Source organism: Ruegeria sp. YTSA075, assembly GCF_059610245.1.
Window position 1 is genome coordinate 1 of sequence record NZ_JBXWNG010000005.1, and the last position, 15,355, is coordinate 15,355.

General features: G+C 58.3%; 15 protein-coding genes and 1 tRNA gene. 9 read left to right on the forward strand and 7 right to left on the reverse strand.

What is annotated here, in order from left to right:
• Positions 1–130: 130 nt before the first annotated feature.
• The gene (locus AC2FGE_RS10935; protein ID WP_496819261.1) at positions 131–838 is read right to left on the reverse strand and encodes an IS6 family transposase; all 708 of its coding nucleotides are present in this window, start codon (positions 836–838) and stop codon (positions 131–133) included.
• 506 nt (positions 839–1,344) lie between these two features.
• Here AC2FGE_RS10935 and AC2FGE_RS10940 point away from each other — a divergent pair.
• Positions 1,345–2,847 carry a recombinase family protein gene (locus tag AC2FGE_RS10940; RefSeq protein WP_496819262.1) on the forward strand — a complete coding sequence of 501 codons (1,503 nt, stop codon included), beginning with the start codon at positions 1,345–1,347 and terminating at the stop codon, positions 2,845–2,847.
• A gap of 375 nt (positions 2,848–3,222) precedes the next feature.
• Here the strand turns inward: AC2FGE_RS10940 and AC2FGE_RS10945 are convergent.
• Positions 3,223–3,312: transfer RNA gene (locus AC2FGE_RS10945), tRNA-Ser, on the reverse strand.
• 197 nt (positions 3,313–3,509) lie between these two features.
• Here AC2FGE_RS10945 and AC2FGE_RS10950 point away from each other — a divergent pair.
• From AC2FGE_RS10950 to AC2FGE_RS10985, 8 genes are read left to right on the forward strand one after another with little or no spacing between them, the layout of a single operon-like run.
• Positions 3,510–4,655, forward strand: coding sequence for an SPOR domain-containing protein (locus tag AC2FGE_RS10950; RefSeq protein WP_496819263.1), 1,146 nt, complete (start codon positions 3,510–3,512; stop codon positions 4,653–4,655).
• A 55-nt stretch (positions 4,656–4,710) separates the two neighbouring features.
• Positions 4,711–5,838, forward strand: a complete 1,128-nt coding sequence (locus AC2FGE_RS10955) for a D-alanyl-D-alanine carboxypeptidase family protein (protein WP_496819554.1) — start codon at positions 4,711–4,713, stop codon at positions 5,836–5,838.
• An 11-nt stretch (positions 5,839–5,849) separates the two neighbouring features.
• Positions 5,850–6,461: a dTMP kinase gene (gene tmk, locus AC2FGE_RS10960; protein WP_496819555.1), complete on the forward strand. Its 612-nt coding sequence runs from the start codon at positions 5,850–5,852 to the stop codon at positions 6,459–6,461.
• A gap of 3 nt (positions 6,462–6,464) precedes the next feature.
• Entirely contained in the window at positions 6,465–7,586 is a 1,122-nt protein-coding gene (locus AC2FGE_RS10965; protein WP_496819264.1) for a DNA polymerase III subunit delta', read from the forward strand.
• Complete coding sequence (locus AC2FGE_RS10970; RefSeq protein WP_496819265.1) at positions 7,583–8,389, forward strand: TatD family hydrolase; 807 nt, start codon at positions 7,583–7,585, stop codon at positions 8,387–8,389. The genes AC2FGE_RS10965 and AC2FGE_RS10970 overlap by 4 nt, the downstream gene beginning before the upstream one ends.
• Positions 8,386–9,183, forward strand: a complete 798-nt coding sequence (locus tag AC2FGE_RS10975; protein ID WP_496819266.1) for an MBL fold metallo-hydrolase — start codon at positions 8,386–8,388, stop codon at positions 9,181–9,183. Before AC2FGE_RS10970 ends, AC2FGE_RS10975 begins: the two co-directional genes overlap by 4 nt.
• Positions 9,184–9,228: 45 nt before the next feature.
• Positions 9,229–10,161 (forward strand): AEC family transporter, encoded by a 933-nt coding sequence (locus AC2FGE_RS10980; protein ID WP_496819267.1) that lies wholly within the window; start codon positions 9,229–9,231, stop codon positions 10,159–10,161.
• Between the two features lie 60 nt (positions 10,162–10,221).
• Positions 10,222–10,920 (forward strand): CbiX/SirB N-terminal domain-containing protein, encoded by a 699-nt coding sequence (locus AC2FGE_RS10985; protein WP_496819268.1) that lies wholly within the window; start codon positions 10,222–10,224, stop codon positions 10,918–10,920.
• Between the two features lie 6 nt (positions 10,921–10,926).
• Here AC2FGE_RS10985 and AC2FGE_RS10990 read toward each other — a convergent pair whose 3' ends face one another.
• The 5 genes from AC2FGE_RS10990 to AC2FGE_RS11010 form a co-directional block, all read right to left on the reverse strand.
• Positions 10,927–11,919 (reverse strand): GGDEF domain-containing protein, encoded by a 993-nt coding sequence (locus tag AC2FGE_RS10990; RefSeq protein ID WP_496819269.1) that lies wholly within the window; start codon positions 11,917–11,919, stop codon positions 10,927–10,929.
• Positions 11,916–12,503: a heme NO-binding domain-containing protein gene (locus tag AC2FGE_RS10995; RefSeq protein ID WP_496819270.1), complete on the reverse strand. Its 588-nt coding sequence runs from the start codon at positions 12,501–12,503 to the stop codon at positions 11,916–11,918. Before AC2FGE_RS10995 ends, AC2FGE_RS10990 begins: the two co-directional genes overlap by 4 nt.
• A 113-nt stretch (positions 12,504–12,616) precedes the next feature.
• Positions 12,617–14,176 carry a trimethylamine methyltransferase family protein gene (locus tag AC2FGE_RS11000; protein ID WP_496819271.1) on the reverse strand — a complete coding sequence of 520 codons (1,560 nt, stop codon included), beginning with the start codon at positions 14,174–14,176 and terminating at the stop codon, positions 12,617–12,619.
• 119 nt (positions 14,177–14,295) lie between these two features.
• Complete coding sequence (locus AC2FGE_RS11005) at positions 14,296–14,988, reverse strand: HAD family hydrolase (protein WP_496819272.1); 693 nt, start codon at positions 14,986–14,988, stop codon at positions 14,296–14,298.
• A 23-nt stretch (positions 14,989–15,011) separates the two neighbouring features.
• Positions 15,012–15,293 (reverse strand): DUF3572 domain-containing protein, encoded by a 282-nt coding sequence (locus tag AC2FGE_RS11010; protein ID WP_496819273.1) that lies wholly within the window; start codon positions 15,291–15,293, stop codon positions 15,012–15,014.
• Between the last annotated feature and the right edge of the window lie 62 nt (positions 15,294–15,355).

The window sequence follows — 15,355 nt, forward strand, 5'->3', positions numbered from 1 at the left end:
GCCTTCCGAGCAGAGCCATAGTGGGCGCGCCGCTTTTTGAACCAAGGACGGGCTGACCTGGTATCGGTATCCTAGATGGTGCTGTCAGACAAATTCGAACCAGTCTCAGCTAGGCCAGTAGAGCTGTCCTTTATTCGGCACAAAGACCGCGCCACTCGGCAAGAGCGACGGTGCGTGTCAGCTTGAAGGTTTCTCGGCTAGTAAGCGATCTTTCCTGGTTGAAGTGGTTGTAGACAGAGGAGTGGACGGAGGCGAACTTCTGCAAACTTCGCATGCGCCTGAAACGTTGCATGGCGCGTTCGCGTCTTCGAAACGGGAGGTGTGAATTCTCAACGCGGTTATTGAGCCACCTGCCCGTCTGCTGTTTTTCGGTAGCCCCAAGCTCTCTGAGAGCGGCCCGATACGATGCGAAGCGGTCCGTCACAATCTCTTCCGCACAGCCATGGCGCTTCATCAATTTCCGGAGGAATTTCAATGCGGCCTGCTTGTTTCGGCGTTTGGTGACGACTGCTTCCAGCACTTCGCCATCATGATCTACAGCCCGCCAGAGGTAGTGCCTCTTGCCATTCACCTTCACAAAAACCTCGTCCACGTGCCACTTCCATTTCGAGAATGCGCGCAGTTGCTGAACTCGCTTTCGTCTGATCTCAGAAGCAAACATCGGACCGAACCTGTTCCACCAATATCGGACGGTTTCGTGGGAAACGTCGATCCCGCGTTCGTGCAGCAGATCTTCGACATTCCGAAGCGAGAGTGGAAACCGAATATACAGCATCACCGCAAGGCGGATGATCTCGGGGCTGGTTTTGAAGTATTTGAAAGAGGCGGGTCTGGTCATGGGCAAAAGCTACGCAACAACCCTGCCCCGCTCAAGCAGTGTTCTTCTGACAAGACCCTTCTCTGCGCCATGATCGAATGGCGGCTAACTCTACCGACGCGCAGAGGCAAAAACTGTGCGCCTGCAGCAATTTTCGTGCTGCGAGCGCGCGCAGCACAAATTCACAATGACGGGGTTGGGCTCAAAGCCGTCATCCGACGGCATTAGCGATTAGACCGGTTTGTGGTTGCGAGCGGTCATTGGGGCCGCTCTCAGGATTGGTCCGACATCGGCCCTCCCAGTACTATTCAACGAGTTTTCAAGCTTGACGCTGAGGTTCTACCGCCGTCTGATCCGCTCGCGACGGCGCTCGCGACGTTCGATGTTTATCTGATGATCATGGCCTAGCGCCCGATAGAACCCCACTCCCTTGGACCAGTTCACAAAGTGGGCAAAGCTGTCGACCTGATCGTCGTTGCGTCCGCGTGGAAAGGATTGAAGCTCTCGTTTGAACACCGGCAGCCAGGGTGCATCTGCAGGCAGATAAACCTTGCCCTCAGCGCCTGCTTGAAGAGATCGATGCCGGACGTATCGACATGGTTGTTGTCTACAAGATCGACCGGCTGACCCGATCGCTTCCCGACTTCTCCAAGCTCGTCGAACGGCTCGAACAGGTCGAGTGTTCCTTTGTGTCCGTCACGCAGGCCTTCAATACTTCTTCGTCCATGGGTCGGTTAACCCTGAATGTACTGTTGTCCTTTGCTCAGTTCGAACGGGAAGTCACCGCTGAACGTATTCGTGACAAGATTGCAGCTTCCAAGAAAAAGGGGCTTTGGATGGGTGGCAACCTGCCTCTCGGCTATGACCGCCACCCCGATCCAAAAGCAAGAACGCTGGTGATAAATGAACAGGAGGCCAGAACGGTCCGGCATCTCTTTGGGCTTTATGACGAGCTGGGTTGCCTGCGCAAAGTAGAAGAACGGGCAACGGCAGAAGGGCTGCGGTCAAAACGGTTTGTTCGGACAGATGGCAGTGTGAAGGGGGATTGTCCGCTGTCACGGGGTCAAATCTATTACCTGCTGCGCAATCCGGTCTATCTCGGAAAAATCCGCCACAAGGATAAGATCTGGGACGGACAACATCCGGCGATCATCGATCAGGACATCTGGGACCGGGTGCAGGAAAAAATGCGACAGGCCTCCAACCGCTCGCGGGCACGCGGCGACTCCGATGCGCGCCAACACTCCACTGACCCCGGGGCCTGGCTCACCGGTCTGCTGCATGACGAAACTGGTGATCGGTTGACGCCGACCCACACCACCCGCAAAGGCCGACGGTTGCGCTACTATATCTCCAACAGACTGATCTCGGGTGGTAAGGATATCTCTGGCTGGCGACTGCCCGGCCCTGCGCTGGAAAACGCGGTCATTGATGTCATCGTCAGACATCTGCAAGACGCCGCAATCACGCATCGAGTTCTGGCGCAGCCGGAGGCCGGGTCAGCGGAAGCGGTTCAGACTTCAGTTGCGGATTTAGTAACCCGGCTTCTAGGCCAAGGCTGTCAGGTCGGCGCTGATATTCTGGCCAGTGGCGGAATCGCACGAGGACACATTGACCTCGAATTGAACCCCAAAACCCTGGCAAGCGCACTTGGCATCGCGGTCGATCATCTGCACCCAGATCTCACACACATCACCACATCTTTCGATCTGCGCCGCCGCGGCGTCGAGGCCAAGGTCATCGCCGGAGATATGGCACCCCAACCTGATCCCCACCTCCGGTCCATGCTGATCCGCGCCCATGGCTGGGCACGCGATCTAAAAGCCGGAGTTCAACTTATGGAGATCGCACGCTGCGAAAGCGTCCCCGGCGCCTTCATCCGCACCCGTGCTCAGCTCGCATTTCTCTCTCCGAAGATTCAAGCCGCGATTCTCGACGGCACTCAGCCGCCCGAACTCACACTCAAGCGTCTGGTCAGCGTGACCCACCCACTTGACTGGATCGAACAGGAACGCCTGTTCGGCTTCTAACATCTCCAGATCCTGCGTCCCTGATAAAGGGCTCACCCTCCCTGATCCGGCGGAACAACTCCCTGTTCCCGCGATAAAATTCCCTGTTCCACCTTTTAGGGAATTTGCAGCATAAACCTCTGAAAAACATACAGTTCTGATAGGAGAAATGACGGAAATCAGTCCCGGTTTGCGAAAATTCCCTGTAAATTGCCGCTTATCAGGGAAATCCAGCCCAAAGCGACCCCACCAAAATGCGACACTGAGACTTGCGCCTGAATTGTCCTCTGAATGTACGGTTTGCTTCGTCTCTGATTGAAAGCGCATGCGCCAACGCGCGGGAATTGCGGCAAAATTTCGGGTCAGAAAACACAACTGAAGTGAGACAGGTATGAGTGGCGGGGAGACAGGGATTCGAACCCTGGGAACGCTCTCACGTTCAACGGTTTTCAAGACCGCCGCATTCGACCACTCTGCCACCTCCCCGTCGGGGGCCCGGTCTAAGCCCAACTGAGATCAGAGGCAAGCCGAAATCGGGAAATCTTGCTCAAGCCTGCGCAGCAGCCTTTCCTTGGCCCTTCAGCCACGTTATGATCTGGCCTTAAGATCGTAGCAGACTGGCGCTCAGAACCGGTCGTTCGGTGGGGCTAGAAATAATGAAGCCCTTTCAGGCAAGGGAATAAATGATGAAGCGAGCGACACAGACACGCGCAAAACCGCGAGGACTGGCTGTTTTGGCCGTGACTTTCACAGTTTTGTCCGGGTGTGACGAGGTTCTTCAATCTCAGGACGGTTCCGCAAAACCCAAGAGCGACAGCGCTGACAATTCGACAATCGAACTTGTACCTCAGGTAACCAACAGCTCGCAGCGTGACGTTGAAGCGCCCGATGTGTTTTCTTTGACTGAAGCCGGACTTTGGGATGGGCGGCCTTCGCTAGGCGGCATCTGGGTGGCGCATCCCGATGTCAACCAGCCTGAACGCGTTTTGATCAAGAACACCGCGAACAACAAAAGCGTCACGGGCGCGTTGTTCCGGCGACCGGCGAACTTGCCTGGGCCTGCCTTGCAGGTCTCCTCTGCTGCGGCAGAAAAGCTTGGAATGCTGGCCGGTGCGCCAACGCGCGTGAGTGTTGTGGCCTTGCGCCGGGAAGAACCCAAAGAGGCGCCGCCCGCCGAAGAACAGAAACCCGAAGCGGAGGCTCCGAAAGAAGAAACCGAAGTAGCAGCCGCTGGACCTGAAGCAGAGACCGAGGCTGCTGCACCGGAAAAGCCGGCCAAGCGTAAGTGGTGGCAAAAGAAAGAACCGGCTGCTGCTGCGGGCGCAGCGGGCGCTGCTGCTGCGGCGGCTGGCTCGGCCAGTGAAGAAGCTGCGGTAGACAGTGCCTCAGCCGCTGGGGCCGCCGCACCGGGACTGTCTGACGCCCCCGTTGCAGCCCCAACTGAAAAACCAGCCAAGCGCAAGTGGTGGCAGAAAAAGCAACCCGAAGAGATAACGGCCACACCGCTGGACCCGATCGAAGGGGCAGCCGCCGCGATTGACGCGGCCGAGGCCACGCCGGCAGCGGCCGCAGCCGCCGCCCCTGCCGCATCGAACCTGACGAAACCGTATGTCCAGATCGGCACGTTCAGTGTTGAAGCCAATGCCAATACCGCCGCAGAAAAGATCCGCAAAAACGGTATGACTGCCGAGGTCCGCGCGCTCAAGACCGAAGACAAAACCGTATGGCGCGTTCTGGTCGGCCCTGCCGCGACACGCGCCGACCGCAAGGCAATTCAAACCGATGTCAAAGATCTGGGCTTTACCGACGCATTCACCGTGTCCAACTGATAACAGGAGGCGCCCCGTGCTATCCGCAATTCGCACATCCGTACTTACCCTCGGGATGGCTGTCCTGGCCCTGCCCGCACAAGCGTTTGATACCACGGCGCGGGCCGCCTATGTGATCGATCAGACAACCGGAACCGTACTGCTGTCGAAAGACGCTGATCAACCGCTGCCGCCTGCGTCGATGTCGAAGCTGATGACGCTCTATGTCGCGTTCGAAGCGCTGCGCGATGGGCGTTTGACTTTGCAGGAAACTCTGCCCGTATCTGAACACGCGATGAGCTATGGCGGCTCGACCATGTTCCTGAACACGCAAGATCGCGTAACGGTCGAGGACCTGTTGCGCGGGATTATCGTGTTGTCGGGCAATGATGCCTGCGTGGTGATCGCCGAAGCGCTTAGCCCCGATGGCACCGAGGCCGGATTTGCCCGTTACATGACCCAGCGCGCCAAACAGATGGGCATGGACAATTCCAACTTTGCCAATTCGAATGGCTGGCCCGCCGCAGGGCATATGATGTCAGTGCATGATCTGGCGGTTCTTGCGGATCGCCTGATCGGCGACTTCCCGGAATACTACCCGTTATTTGCAGAAGAAGAGTTCGAATTTGACGGGCGCGCACCGTCGAACAAACGCAACCGGAACCCTTTGCTGCGGCTTGACATCGGGGCCGACGGGCTGAAAACCGGCCACACGCAAGAGGCGGGTTATGGCCTCGTCGGGTCGGCCAAACAGGGCGACCGCCGGGTGATCTTTATCCTCACCGGTCTCGATAGCACCGCACAGCGGGCAGAGGAGGCTGAGTCCGTTGTTAACTGGTCGTTTCGAAATTTTATCGAGAGGACAGTTGCCACCGAAGAAACGCCGATAGCCGAAGCCAAGCTGTGGATGGGCGAGAAGAAGACCGTGGGGTTGGTGCCCCAGGGCGACCTGAACGTGCTTTTCCCGGTTCTGGGCACTCAGAATGTTCAGGCAGAGGTCGTTTACGACGGTCCTGTCAACGCCCCTGTTGCCAAGGGCGATCAACTGGCTGAGCTGGTCATCAAACCCGAAGGCCTGCCCGAAATTCGCCGCCCGCTGGTTGCAGCCGAGGATGTGCCCCTGGGCGGGTTCCTGGTGCGCATGATGACCGTGGGCGGCATTGTTCTGAAAGACGTGATCAATAACCCGCTGGAGTCGATGTGACGCAACGCGGGATGTTCCTGACCTTTGAAGGCATAGACGGATCAGGCAAGTCTACTCAGGCCCGAATGTTGGCCGAGTATCTCCGCGAGACGGGCCATCAAGTTATCCTGACACGCGAACCCGGGGGATCACCCGGGGCTGAGGAAATCCGCAGACTGGTGCTGGAAGGCGACCCGGATCGTTGGTCGGCTGAAACCGAAATTCTGCTGTTCACCGCCGCCCGCCGCGACCACCTAGAACGCACCATTGAACCAGCGCTGGCCGATGGCAAGGTGGTGATCTGCGACCGCTTTGCCGACAGCACCCGCATGTATCAGGGCCTCTCGCGCGGTGATCTGCGGGGCATTGTCGATCAGTTGCACAGCCTCATGATCGGGCGCGAGCCGGACATGACCCTGCTGATCGATATGGACCCGGAAACCGGCCTGTCCCGCGCCAAAGGCCGCCAAGGCACCGAGGAGCGGTTTGAAGATTTCGGCCCCGCCCTGCAAAAACAGATGCGCGCCGGGTTTCTGGCGCTGGCAGATGAGTTTTCCGGCAGGTTCCGCGTCGTCGATGGCAATCGCGACATGGACAGCGTTGCGCAAGATGTGAGAGACATCGTCATGGCAGCTTTGCGATAGACGATGAGTGACGACACCCCGCCCCCAGATCAGGCCCCCGGCGCACCGCATCCACGCGAAACCACCCGAATATTCGGACAGGACGCCGCCGAGCAGGCATTTCTGACCGCCTATACCTCGGACCGGTTGCATCATGGCTGGCTTCTGACTGGCCCGCGCGGGGTTGGCAAGGCGACACTGGCGTGGCGGATTGCACGGTTTCTGCTGGCAGCACCTCCTGCTGATGACGGCGGGCTTTTTGGTGCGCCTGCGGCCCCCGAAACGCTGGAGATTGACCCTGACCACCCTGTCTCGCATCGCATCACAGCAGGCGCTGAACCCGGTCTGGCGGCCATCACACGCTCGTTGAATGATCAGGGGCGATTGCGCGGCGAGATTGTCGTGGACGACATCCGCAAACTGGGCAAGTTTTTCGGCCTGTCCTCGGCAGATGGCGGTCGGCGCGTGGTCATCGTCGATTCTGCTGATGAGATGAATGTCAGCGCCGCAAATGCGCTGCTGAAGATGCTGGAGGAGCCGCCGGCGCGAACCACGCTGCTGCTGATCTCGCACCAGCCTTCGCGCCTGTTGCCTACGATCCGGTCGCGCTGCCGAACCTTGCGCCTATCACCTCTGGGGCCTGAGGACATGCAGGACGCTTTGACCCAAACCGGGGCAGAACCGCCATCGCAGGCGGATCATCTGGCCGCACTGGCCGCTGGATCGGTCGGCGATGCGGTGCGTCTGATTAATCTAGGCGGATTGGATTTGTATGCAGAACTGATCGCCATTCTGGGCACCTTGCCCCGTATGGATCGCCAACGCGCTTTGAAGCTGGCCGAAACCGCCGCCCAGCGCGGCGCGGCCGAGCGGTTCGAACTGTTGTTAACGCTGATCGACGTCGCCCTGTCTCGCCTTGCCCTGACGGGCGCAACCGGTGCGCCACCCGTGCCCGAAGCCGCCCCAAACGAAGCCGAAACACTTGCCCGCCTGTCCGCCTCGCCTCATCAGGCCCGCCGCTGGGCTGAGGTTGCCGCGACAATCACGGCTCGCGCACGTCATGGTCAGGCGGTGAACCTTGACCCTGCCGCTTTGGTTCTAGATACGGTGTTCAAGATACAGGAAACCGCCGGTCAGAGCAGATGAGCAATACGCCCGAAATCACCGACAGCCATTGCCATCTGGACTTCCCCGATTTCGAAGGGCAGTTGGACCAGATCATCGCCAATGCCGCTGCTGCAGGCGTGACCCGGATGGTTACGATCTGCACCCGTTTGCGTAATGAACCTTCGGTTCGCGCCATTGCCGAGGCTCACGCCCCGGTTTTCTACGCCGCGGGCACCCACCCGATGAGCGTGGCGGATGAGCCGATGGCGACAGTTGATGAACTGGTCGCGCTCGCCCAGCACCCCAAATTCGTTGGTATTGGCGAGACCGGGCTGGATTACCACTACACCGCCGACAGCGCCGAGGTGCAGAAGCAATCACTGCGCATCCATATCGAGGCCGCACAGCGCACGGGCCTGCCGCTGATCATCCACGCCCGTGCCGCCGATGATGACATGGCCCGCATACTGACCGAGGAATACCGAAACGCGCCCTATTCCTGCGTCATGCATTGCTTTTCGTCTTCGGCTGAACTGGCCCGCGCCGCACTGGATTTGGGGTTCTACCTGTCCATGTCCGGCATCGCTGCCTTCCCCAAAAGTCAGGAGCTGCGCGACATCTTCGCCGCAGCTCCGGTGGATCGCATTCTGGTGGAAACCGACGCGCCCTATCTGGCCCCGCCACCCTATCGCGGCAAGCGCAACGAACCCGCCTATACCGCGCATACAGCCCGCAAAGGGGCCGAGGTGTTGGGCATGGACTACGTCGCATTCGCCGCACAAACTCAGTTGAACTTCAACCGCCTGTTTTCCAAGGCCGACCAGTATAAGGCCGCTGCATGAGCCTGTTGCGCTGCACCATTCTGGGCTGCGGCTCCTCGGGCGGCGTGCCGCGTCTTGGCGGGCAATGGGGCGATTGCGACCCAGCGAACCCACGCAACACCCGCCGCCGCTGCTCTCTGCTGGTGGAGCGTGATGGACCAGACGGCACTACATCGGTTCTGATCGACACCACGCCGGATATGCGCAGCCAGTTGCTGGATACTGGTACCGGGCGGTTGGACGGTGTGGTTTACACCCATTCCCACGCGGATCATATGCACGGGATCGACGATCTAAGGATGATCGTTTTCAACATGCGAACCCGCGTCCCGGTCTGGGCTGATGGTGATACGCAAAACGCCCTGCTGGGTCGATTTGGGTATGCATTCATCCAGCCCGAAAGCTCACCCTATCCACCGATCCTGGATCTGAAATCCATTGACGGCGCTTTCGAAGTCGACGGTCCTGGCGGCCCGATCCCGTTTGTACCGTTCAAGGTCAATCACGGCTCGATTGACTCTCTCGGATTTCGGATGGGAAATCTCGCCTACCTGCCGGATGTTGCGGAAATCTACGACGATGCATGGCGGGCGATGGAAGGGCTGGATTGCCTTGTCATCGACGCCCTGCGTAGAACACCGCACCCGACCCATGCGCATCTGGAAAAGACACTGGGTTGGATCGACCGACTGAGCCCAAAACACGCGGTTCTGACCAACATGCATATCGATCTGGATTATGCGACGGTAGAGGCCGAAACACCCGACCATATCACCCCCGCTTATGACGGGATGGTGATCGAACAGGCACTGTAAACCCCTGACCCGCGCCAACCAGATATCGCCAAGCCTGGGGGCGATATGCTCCAAAGCCTGATCGACGTCATCCTCCCGGTGTTTCTGGTCATCGGCGCCGGCTATGCCGCGACACGGTCTGGTTATTTCAAAGAAATCCATGTCGACGGCTTGATGAAGTTCACGCAAGGATTTGCCATCCCCTGCCTGTTGTTTCTGGCCATTGCGCATCTGGACCTGAGTGCCAGTTTCAACCCCCGCCTGCTGATCAGCTTCTATTCTGCCGCTGCCCTGTGCTTTATCGCAGGGCTGTTCGGCGCGCGGCTGATCTTTGGGCGCGATTGGGAGGACTGCGTTGCCATCGGCTTCTGCTGTTTGTTCTCAAATTCTGTCCTTTTGGGCCTGCCCATCACGGAACGCGCCTATGGGCCTGAGAACCTGACCGGCAACTACGCCATCATCGCCTTCCATTCGCCCTTTTGCTACGGCGTCGGCATCACGGTGATGGAGATTGTTCGAAATCGCGGTCATGGCGGCATACGCATGGCGCGGTCGGTTTTATCTGCAATGTTCAAGAACGCCCTCATCCTGGGTATTGCGTTGGGGTTTGTCGTGAACCTGTCGGGTCTTGTCATACCTCGGGTGGTCGATGAGGCGCTTGGTCTTGTGACCCGTGCGGCCCTGCCCGGCGCCTTGTTTGCGCTGGGGGGCGTGCTGGTCAAGTATAAACCCGAAGGCGATTTAAGGACGATTGCTTACGTTTGCGGCATTTCCCTTATGCTGCATCCTAGTCTGGTCTGGATCTTTGGTGCATCCACGGGCTTGCCACAGGACCTGTTTCGCTCGGGCGTGTTGAATGCAGCCATGGCGCCCGGTTTCAATGCCTATATCTTTGCCAATATGTATGGCCGGGCCAAGCGAGTCGCAGCGTCATCTGTGCTGATCGGAACCGCTGCATCCATCTTGACCGTCTGGCTTTGGTTGACCCTTTTGGGATAATCCCCGCCTTGACTTACGCGCCCGGCGCGACACCTATCGGGCAAACAGAAGGAACCACACATGCCGCACGCCATTATCGTTGCCCATGGTCAGCCCTCAGACCCGGATCCGGCAGAGGCCTCGCTTGCTCGGTTTGCGGCTCAGGTTGACGCTCTGACCCAGAATGTCTCGGTGCGTTCGGCAACATTGGCAGCCCCTGACAGGATCGAGGCGGTGATGGACGACCTGCCATCTGATGCGGTGATCTACCCATTGTTCATGGCCAAAGGATGGTTTGTAACCAGCGCCTTGCCCAAACGCGTCGGAGACCGTGGACTTCGGATTTTGGACCCGCTTGGCGTCGATCCTGATCTTCCAACTTTGGTGTGCACCGCGCTGCGCGAGGCTTTGACATCAAAGGGCTGGGTCACCGAAGAAACCGATCTGGTGATTGCAGCGCATGGATCGGGGCGCAGCCGTAACCCATCCGCCGTGACATTGGCGTTCGCCGAAACGCTGGGTGGCCTGTTGCCGTTCAAATCCCTGAAAGTCGGGTTTGTCGAAGAACCCCCATCTATCGCAGATGCGGCAAGCGACGCGGATGCGCAGTCCCTTTGCCTGCCCTTCTTCGCCTGCACCGGAGGTCATGTGCTGGAAGATGTCCCACAGGAGCTGGAACGCGCAGGATTTAAAGGCGCAACCCTTCCGGTAGTCGGAGAGCTTCCGCCCATTCAACGCCAGATCGCCCGCAAGCTCGACGCGGCCTTTGCAGCGGCTTAACGCAGATCAGGTGCGGGCCTGTGACAGGCTGGAATACAACCGATGGCGTGACCGCCCTTCTCGCTTGGCCTGATACAGGGCCAGATCGGCGGCGTGCAGAATATCCGCCGCCTTTACCGTTTCAAACTGCGTCGACAGCGCGGTTCCAATACTGACCGATATGCGACAAGCTTGCTGCTCGAACATCATCGGTTCATTCAGCCGCTTGATAAGACGGTCTGCTATGGATGACAGGATTTCTTCCTGTGTCAGCCCCTTGAAGATAATGACAAACTCATCACCTCCAACCCGCGCGACCGTGTCGTTCGACCGGGTTTCCTCGACCATGATACGAGCAGCCTGTTGTAGAACATAATCCCCGGCCGCGTGGCCCAAACGATCATTGACGGATTTGAAGAAATCCAAATCCAGATGCATCAACGCGAATGTCGAATTGGCCGAACTGAGCTGCGCAAGCATATGATCCATCGCGCGGCGGTTTTTCAGGCCCGTCAACGTATCCGTATAGGCCTGTTCCTCGGCGGCCAACATAGCCCCCTGCAACCGCAGGTTCAGCGAGCGCGACGCCTCCATCGCGGCGGATTTTGCCTCGACCAGATACAGCAATTCGATGGCCAGATCGGTGCCAGAGAAATCGGCGCTGGTCAGGGCATAGTCGCGCACCGCATCCAGGATCGAAATCCCAAAGGACAGGTTGATCACAGCACCGCCACCATCCGGCAGAGGGGCAACCAGTCCCTTCAGGGCGGTGCGCGGTTCATCATGGAACTTCAGGTGCAGCTTTGCACCCGCCATGGACATCAGCGCCGGAAGGGTCGTAACGGCCCGAGGCCGGATCAGTTGGAACACGTCCAGAAAACTTTTGCCGATCATAGGCGTATCCGGCCGCAGCTTTTGCAATGTAGGCCCCGCCTGTTCGATAACACCCTGATCATCCAGCAGCATGAACATCGGACAAAGGGTTTCCAGAAGCTGTGCAAGATCCTGAGTTTTTGTCATCCGTTTCGCGCCCCCAGATCAAAGTGGCGCCCTTCTGCAAAAGCAGTCTCCACCAACATAATCGAAATGACCTCAGCGCTATCGTGTTGCCCGTCTTCCGACAGCATCACCAATGCGCCATAGTCATCCGCCATAGCGCGCAGCACTCCGACCATGACGCTGGCATAGCCCGGTAGACCGGGATGGCAGAGCAGTTGATATTCGGTCACCGAAATCTCTCGCAACTCCAGCGCAGGCAGCGTCAGGTCCGAGACGGCCAGGCGAACGCGGTCGGGTAAATCATCCAGAGAGTGTAGGAATTCGACGTAACTGACACCGCCAAATCGCAGCAAACGTCGCAGCCCTTCCATATTGGGATGCGAGACTAGGTAGGTTCCGACATCTTCGAGTATTTCAGGTTGCGGACGGCCAAGTTCAGCGCTTAGCGCCTCCAGCACCCGGAACAGGACATCGTCTTCATAGGTCAGCATGGCCTCGAACTCGACAAAGCCCAGCCGCGCGACCTCGGTCACCCGCAGCCAGCACGATTGACCATAGGTCGCGCAAACAAAAGACTGGATCGCCCGATTTATCAGACCATGCATAAGATGCCCCATTTGGTTCCATCTCACTTTGGTCGGATAAATCTTAACAATTACCCAAAATCCACCGCCGGTTGCGGAGAATGCAACTGAGTATCAAAGCGATAGTTCTAAGGTTAGAAATCAGTCGGCGCCCCGCCTTCTGCCTTACGACGGGCAACAAAATCGGCGAGTTCGTCCCGGATGCCATCGTCCAAAGCCGGGGGTTCGAAGCTGGTAATGATCTCTTTGAACATGTGATGCGCGCGTTCAGCCGTCCAGATGCCTCCGGCAACCTCCCAGCCTTCGTAGTTTTTCCAATCGCTGAGGAAGGGTTGATAAAACGCCGTAGTATAGCGATCCTGGGTATGCTGGATGCCAAAGAAATGTCCGTCATTCCCAACCGAGCGAATGGCGTCCAGCGCAATCTCATCCGGGCCGGTCGCCACAAGTTGCGGATCCATATAGCGTTGAATCTGCTGTAGAACCTCACAATCCATGATGAATTTTTCGGGGCTGGCGATCAGCCCCCCTTCCAGCCAACCTGCCGCGTGATAGACCATGTTTGTGCCCGACTGCACAGCCGCCCAAAGGGAATTCGACGTCTCCCAAACCGATTGCCCATCCGGGACGTTGGCGGCGCAAACACCCGATGAGCGCATCGGTAGATTGTAATACCGGGCCATCTGCCCCGTCATCTGGGTTGAACGGATGTATTCCGGTGTCCCAAAAGCAGGTGCACCGGTTTTCATGTCGACATTGGATGTGAAAGTTCCAATGGCACAGGGCGTACCGGGGCGAACATATTGGAACAACGCGATCGCGCACAAAGCCTCGGCCAGTGACTGCGCCACCGCACCCGCCATCGTGACCGGGGCCATCGCTCCGGCCAAGGTAAAGGGCGTTACGACAATCGCCTGACCGCGACGTGCCAGACGCAGGCACCCGTCGATCATCGGATGGTCGTGTTTCAATGGCGAGGTCGAGTTGATGTTGGTGTACATCCGGGGGGTCGCCTCGAATTCTTCGTGGCTCAGCCCACCTGCGATCCGCACCATCTCCATCACATCTTCGACCCGCTCTTTACCCAGCGAATAGGCATGCATCGCCTTATCCGTCAGTGTCAGCTTGTCATAGAGCACATCCAGGTGCCGAACACTGGCATGCAGATCGACCGGTTCCACCGGATACCCGCCAGCAAAGTGGATACAGTTGAAATACTGGGTCAGTTTCAGCAGGTTTCGGCACATTTCCCGATTGCCTGGAACCTTCTTGCCAATCTCCATGTCCCAGTAATTCGGAGGAGACGATACATTGCCAAACAGAAGGTTCTTGCCACCAATTTGAATTGTATGGTCAGGGTTTCTGGGCGTGATCGAGAACTGGCTGGGGGCCTTGGCGATCATCTCCATGACGAAGTCACGGCCCATGCGCACGTTGTCACCATCAATTGTGCACCCGGCTTCACGCAGGATGCCGATGGCTTCTTCATTGTAGAACTCGATCCCGATTTCTTCGAGGATACGCATCGCCCCATCATGGATCGCTTCGACGCCCTCGGGACCCAAAGGTTCGGTCGGGCGATCGATATTGACCGGCGGGTTCCATGGCATCTGATCAATCACGGCACTGCCACGACGAGCCGCTGCACCTGCGCGACCTCCGCCCCGACGTCTGCGGCTATTGGTGTCGTCCATCATCCACTCCTGCGTTGCTTGCTCATAAGCAAGCCCCGAAGATCGGACGTCAGCCGCTCTGTCTGCGACAGAATTTGTCGGTTTTTAATCCCGATGCGCCGAAACTCTCGTCGGAACCGTCAGCTTTGTGCCAGCCAGGCCGGGATATGCCCGATATCCGGCAAGACCACATCTGCCATGGGGGCCAGCGACTCGGTTGTGGCAACCCCGGTCAGAACGCCGATTGTCACCATACCAGCAGCCCGCCCGGCCTGCAGATCATGCAAACTGTCGCCCACCATGGCGATTCGCGATGGATCGATCCCCACATGCGCCGCAAAGGCCAGCAATTGGCCCGGCCCTGGCTTGTAGCCGTGGCCGCTGTCATAGCCAGCGACAAAATCAAAATGATCCTGTATTCCGACAGACGCCAGATGCTGCATGGCCGGATGCTCGCTGTCATTTGTGGCCACCCCAAGTTTCAGGCCCGATTGCCGCAGGCCGTCAAGAAACGGCTTAAGCGGCACCGCAGGGGATTGTGTGGCAGCGGCGGCTTCGACATTCATGACGTCGATGAGCCCGCCCAGGCTGAAGCCATTGACATGAGGCAGCATGAATTCCGCAATCTCTTCGACGGTTGAGGCAATCACGATGCTGTCTTCAACATATCGACCTTCTGCCAGATCATAGCCGATCACATCCCCCAGCGCAGCCGCCCGCGTTTCATCATTGTCGGTCAGACGCATCACCAGAGATCGCCCAAACGCCCCCCAGGTATTGGCGAAATCGAACAAAGTACCGTCTTTGTCGAAGACAATGGCGTCAATTGGCATCAGATGCTCCTGCAGAGATGGGATCAGGTCCAGTGGATTTCACCACCCGCAAGCGCAGCGCGCGCCTGGGCGGGATGGTCATAGGGAATTGAATGCGCGTCACAAAACGCCACGATCCACGAATCATCCATGAGCAGGAAATCCAGCACCGACGTCAGAAAGGCCGGATCGCCCGCACTGGCACGCAAATCCTCGGATGCAGCGCCGGTTGAGCCCAGAAAGATGGGCAAAAGCTCCTCATTTCCGACCAGCCACCCCAGGGCGGTCAGGGCCAGAGTTTCGGCGGAATCGGCGGAAAGTGACATGAACAGGCCCTGAAAACGATCTTGGAAAGGGTTTGTTAACCAGACTCATAAACACTTTGTTG

Excerpts from the sequence above, each read along its gene's own strand:
- AC2FGE_RS10955 (WP_496819554.1), top strand. The coding sequence starts at position 4,711 with ATGGCTGTCCTGGCCCTGCCCGCACAAGCGTTTGATACCACGGCGCGG.
- AC2FGE_RS10985 (WP_496819268.1), top strand. The coding sequence starts at position 10,222 with ATGCCGCACGCCATTATCGTTGCCCATGGTCAGCCCTCAGACCCGGAT.
- AC2FGE_RS10975 (WP_496819266.1), top strand. The coding sequence starts at position 8,386 with ATGAGCCTGTTGCGCTGCACCATTCTGGGCTGCGGCTCCTCGGGCGGC.
- AC2FGE_RS11005 (WP_496819272.1), bottom strand. The coding sequence starts at position 14,988 with ATGCCAATTGACGCCATTGTCTTCGACAAAGACGGTACTTTGTTCGAT.
- AC2FGE_RS10965 (WP_496819264.1), top strand. The coding sequence starts at position 6,465 with ATGAGTGACGACACCCCGCCCCCAGATCAGGCCCCCGGCGCACCGCAT.
- AC2FGE_RS10990 (WP_496819269.1), bottom strand. The coding sequence starts at position 11,919 with ATGACAAAAACTCAGGATCTTGCACAGCTTCTGGAAACCCTTTGTCCG.
- tmk (WP_496819555.1), top strand. The coding sequence starts at position 5,850 with ATGTTCCTGACCTTTGAAGGCATAGACGGATCAGGCAAGTCTACTCAG.
- AC2FGE_RS11010 (WP_496819273.1), bottom strand. The coding sequence starts at position 15,293 with ATGTCACTTTCCGCCGATTCCGCCGAAACTCTGGCCCTGACCGCCCTG.
- AC2FGE_RS10950 (WP_496819263.1), top strand. The coding sequence starts at position 3,510 with ATGATGAAGCGAGCGACACAGACACGCGCAAAACCGCGAGGACTGGCT.
- AC2FGE_RS11000 (WP_496819271.1), bottom strand. The coding sequence starts at position 14,176 with ATGGACGACACCAATAGCCGCAGACGTCGGGGCGGAGGTCGCGCAGGT.
- AC2FGE_RS10970 (WP_496819265.1), top strand. The coding sequence starts at position 7,583 with ATGAGCAATACGCCCGAAATCACCGACAGCCATTGCCATCTGGACTTC.
- AC2FGE_RS10980 (WP_496819267.1), top strand. The coding sequence starts at position 9,229 with ATGCTCCAAAGCCTGATCGACGTCATCCTCCCGGTGTTTCTGGTCATC.
- AC2FGE_RS10995 (WP_496819270.1), bottom strand. The coding sequence starts at position 12,503 with ATGCATGGTCTGATAAATCGGGCGATCCAGTCTTTTGTTTGCGCGACC.
- AC2FGE_RS10935 (WP_496819261.1), bottom strand. The coding sequence starts at position 838 with ATGACCAGACCCGCCTCTTTCAAATACTTCAAAACCAGCCCCGAGATC.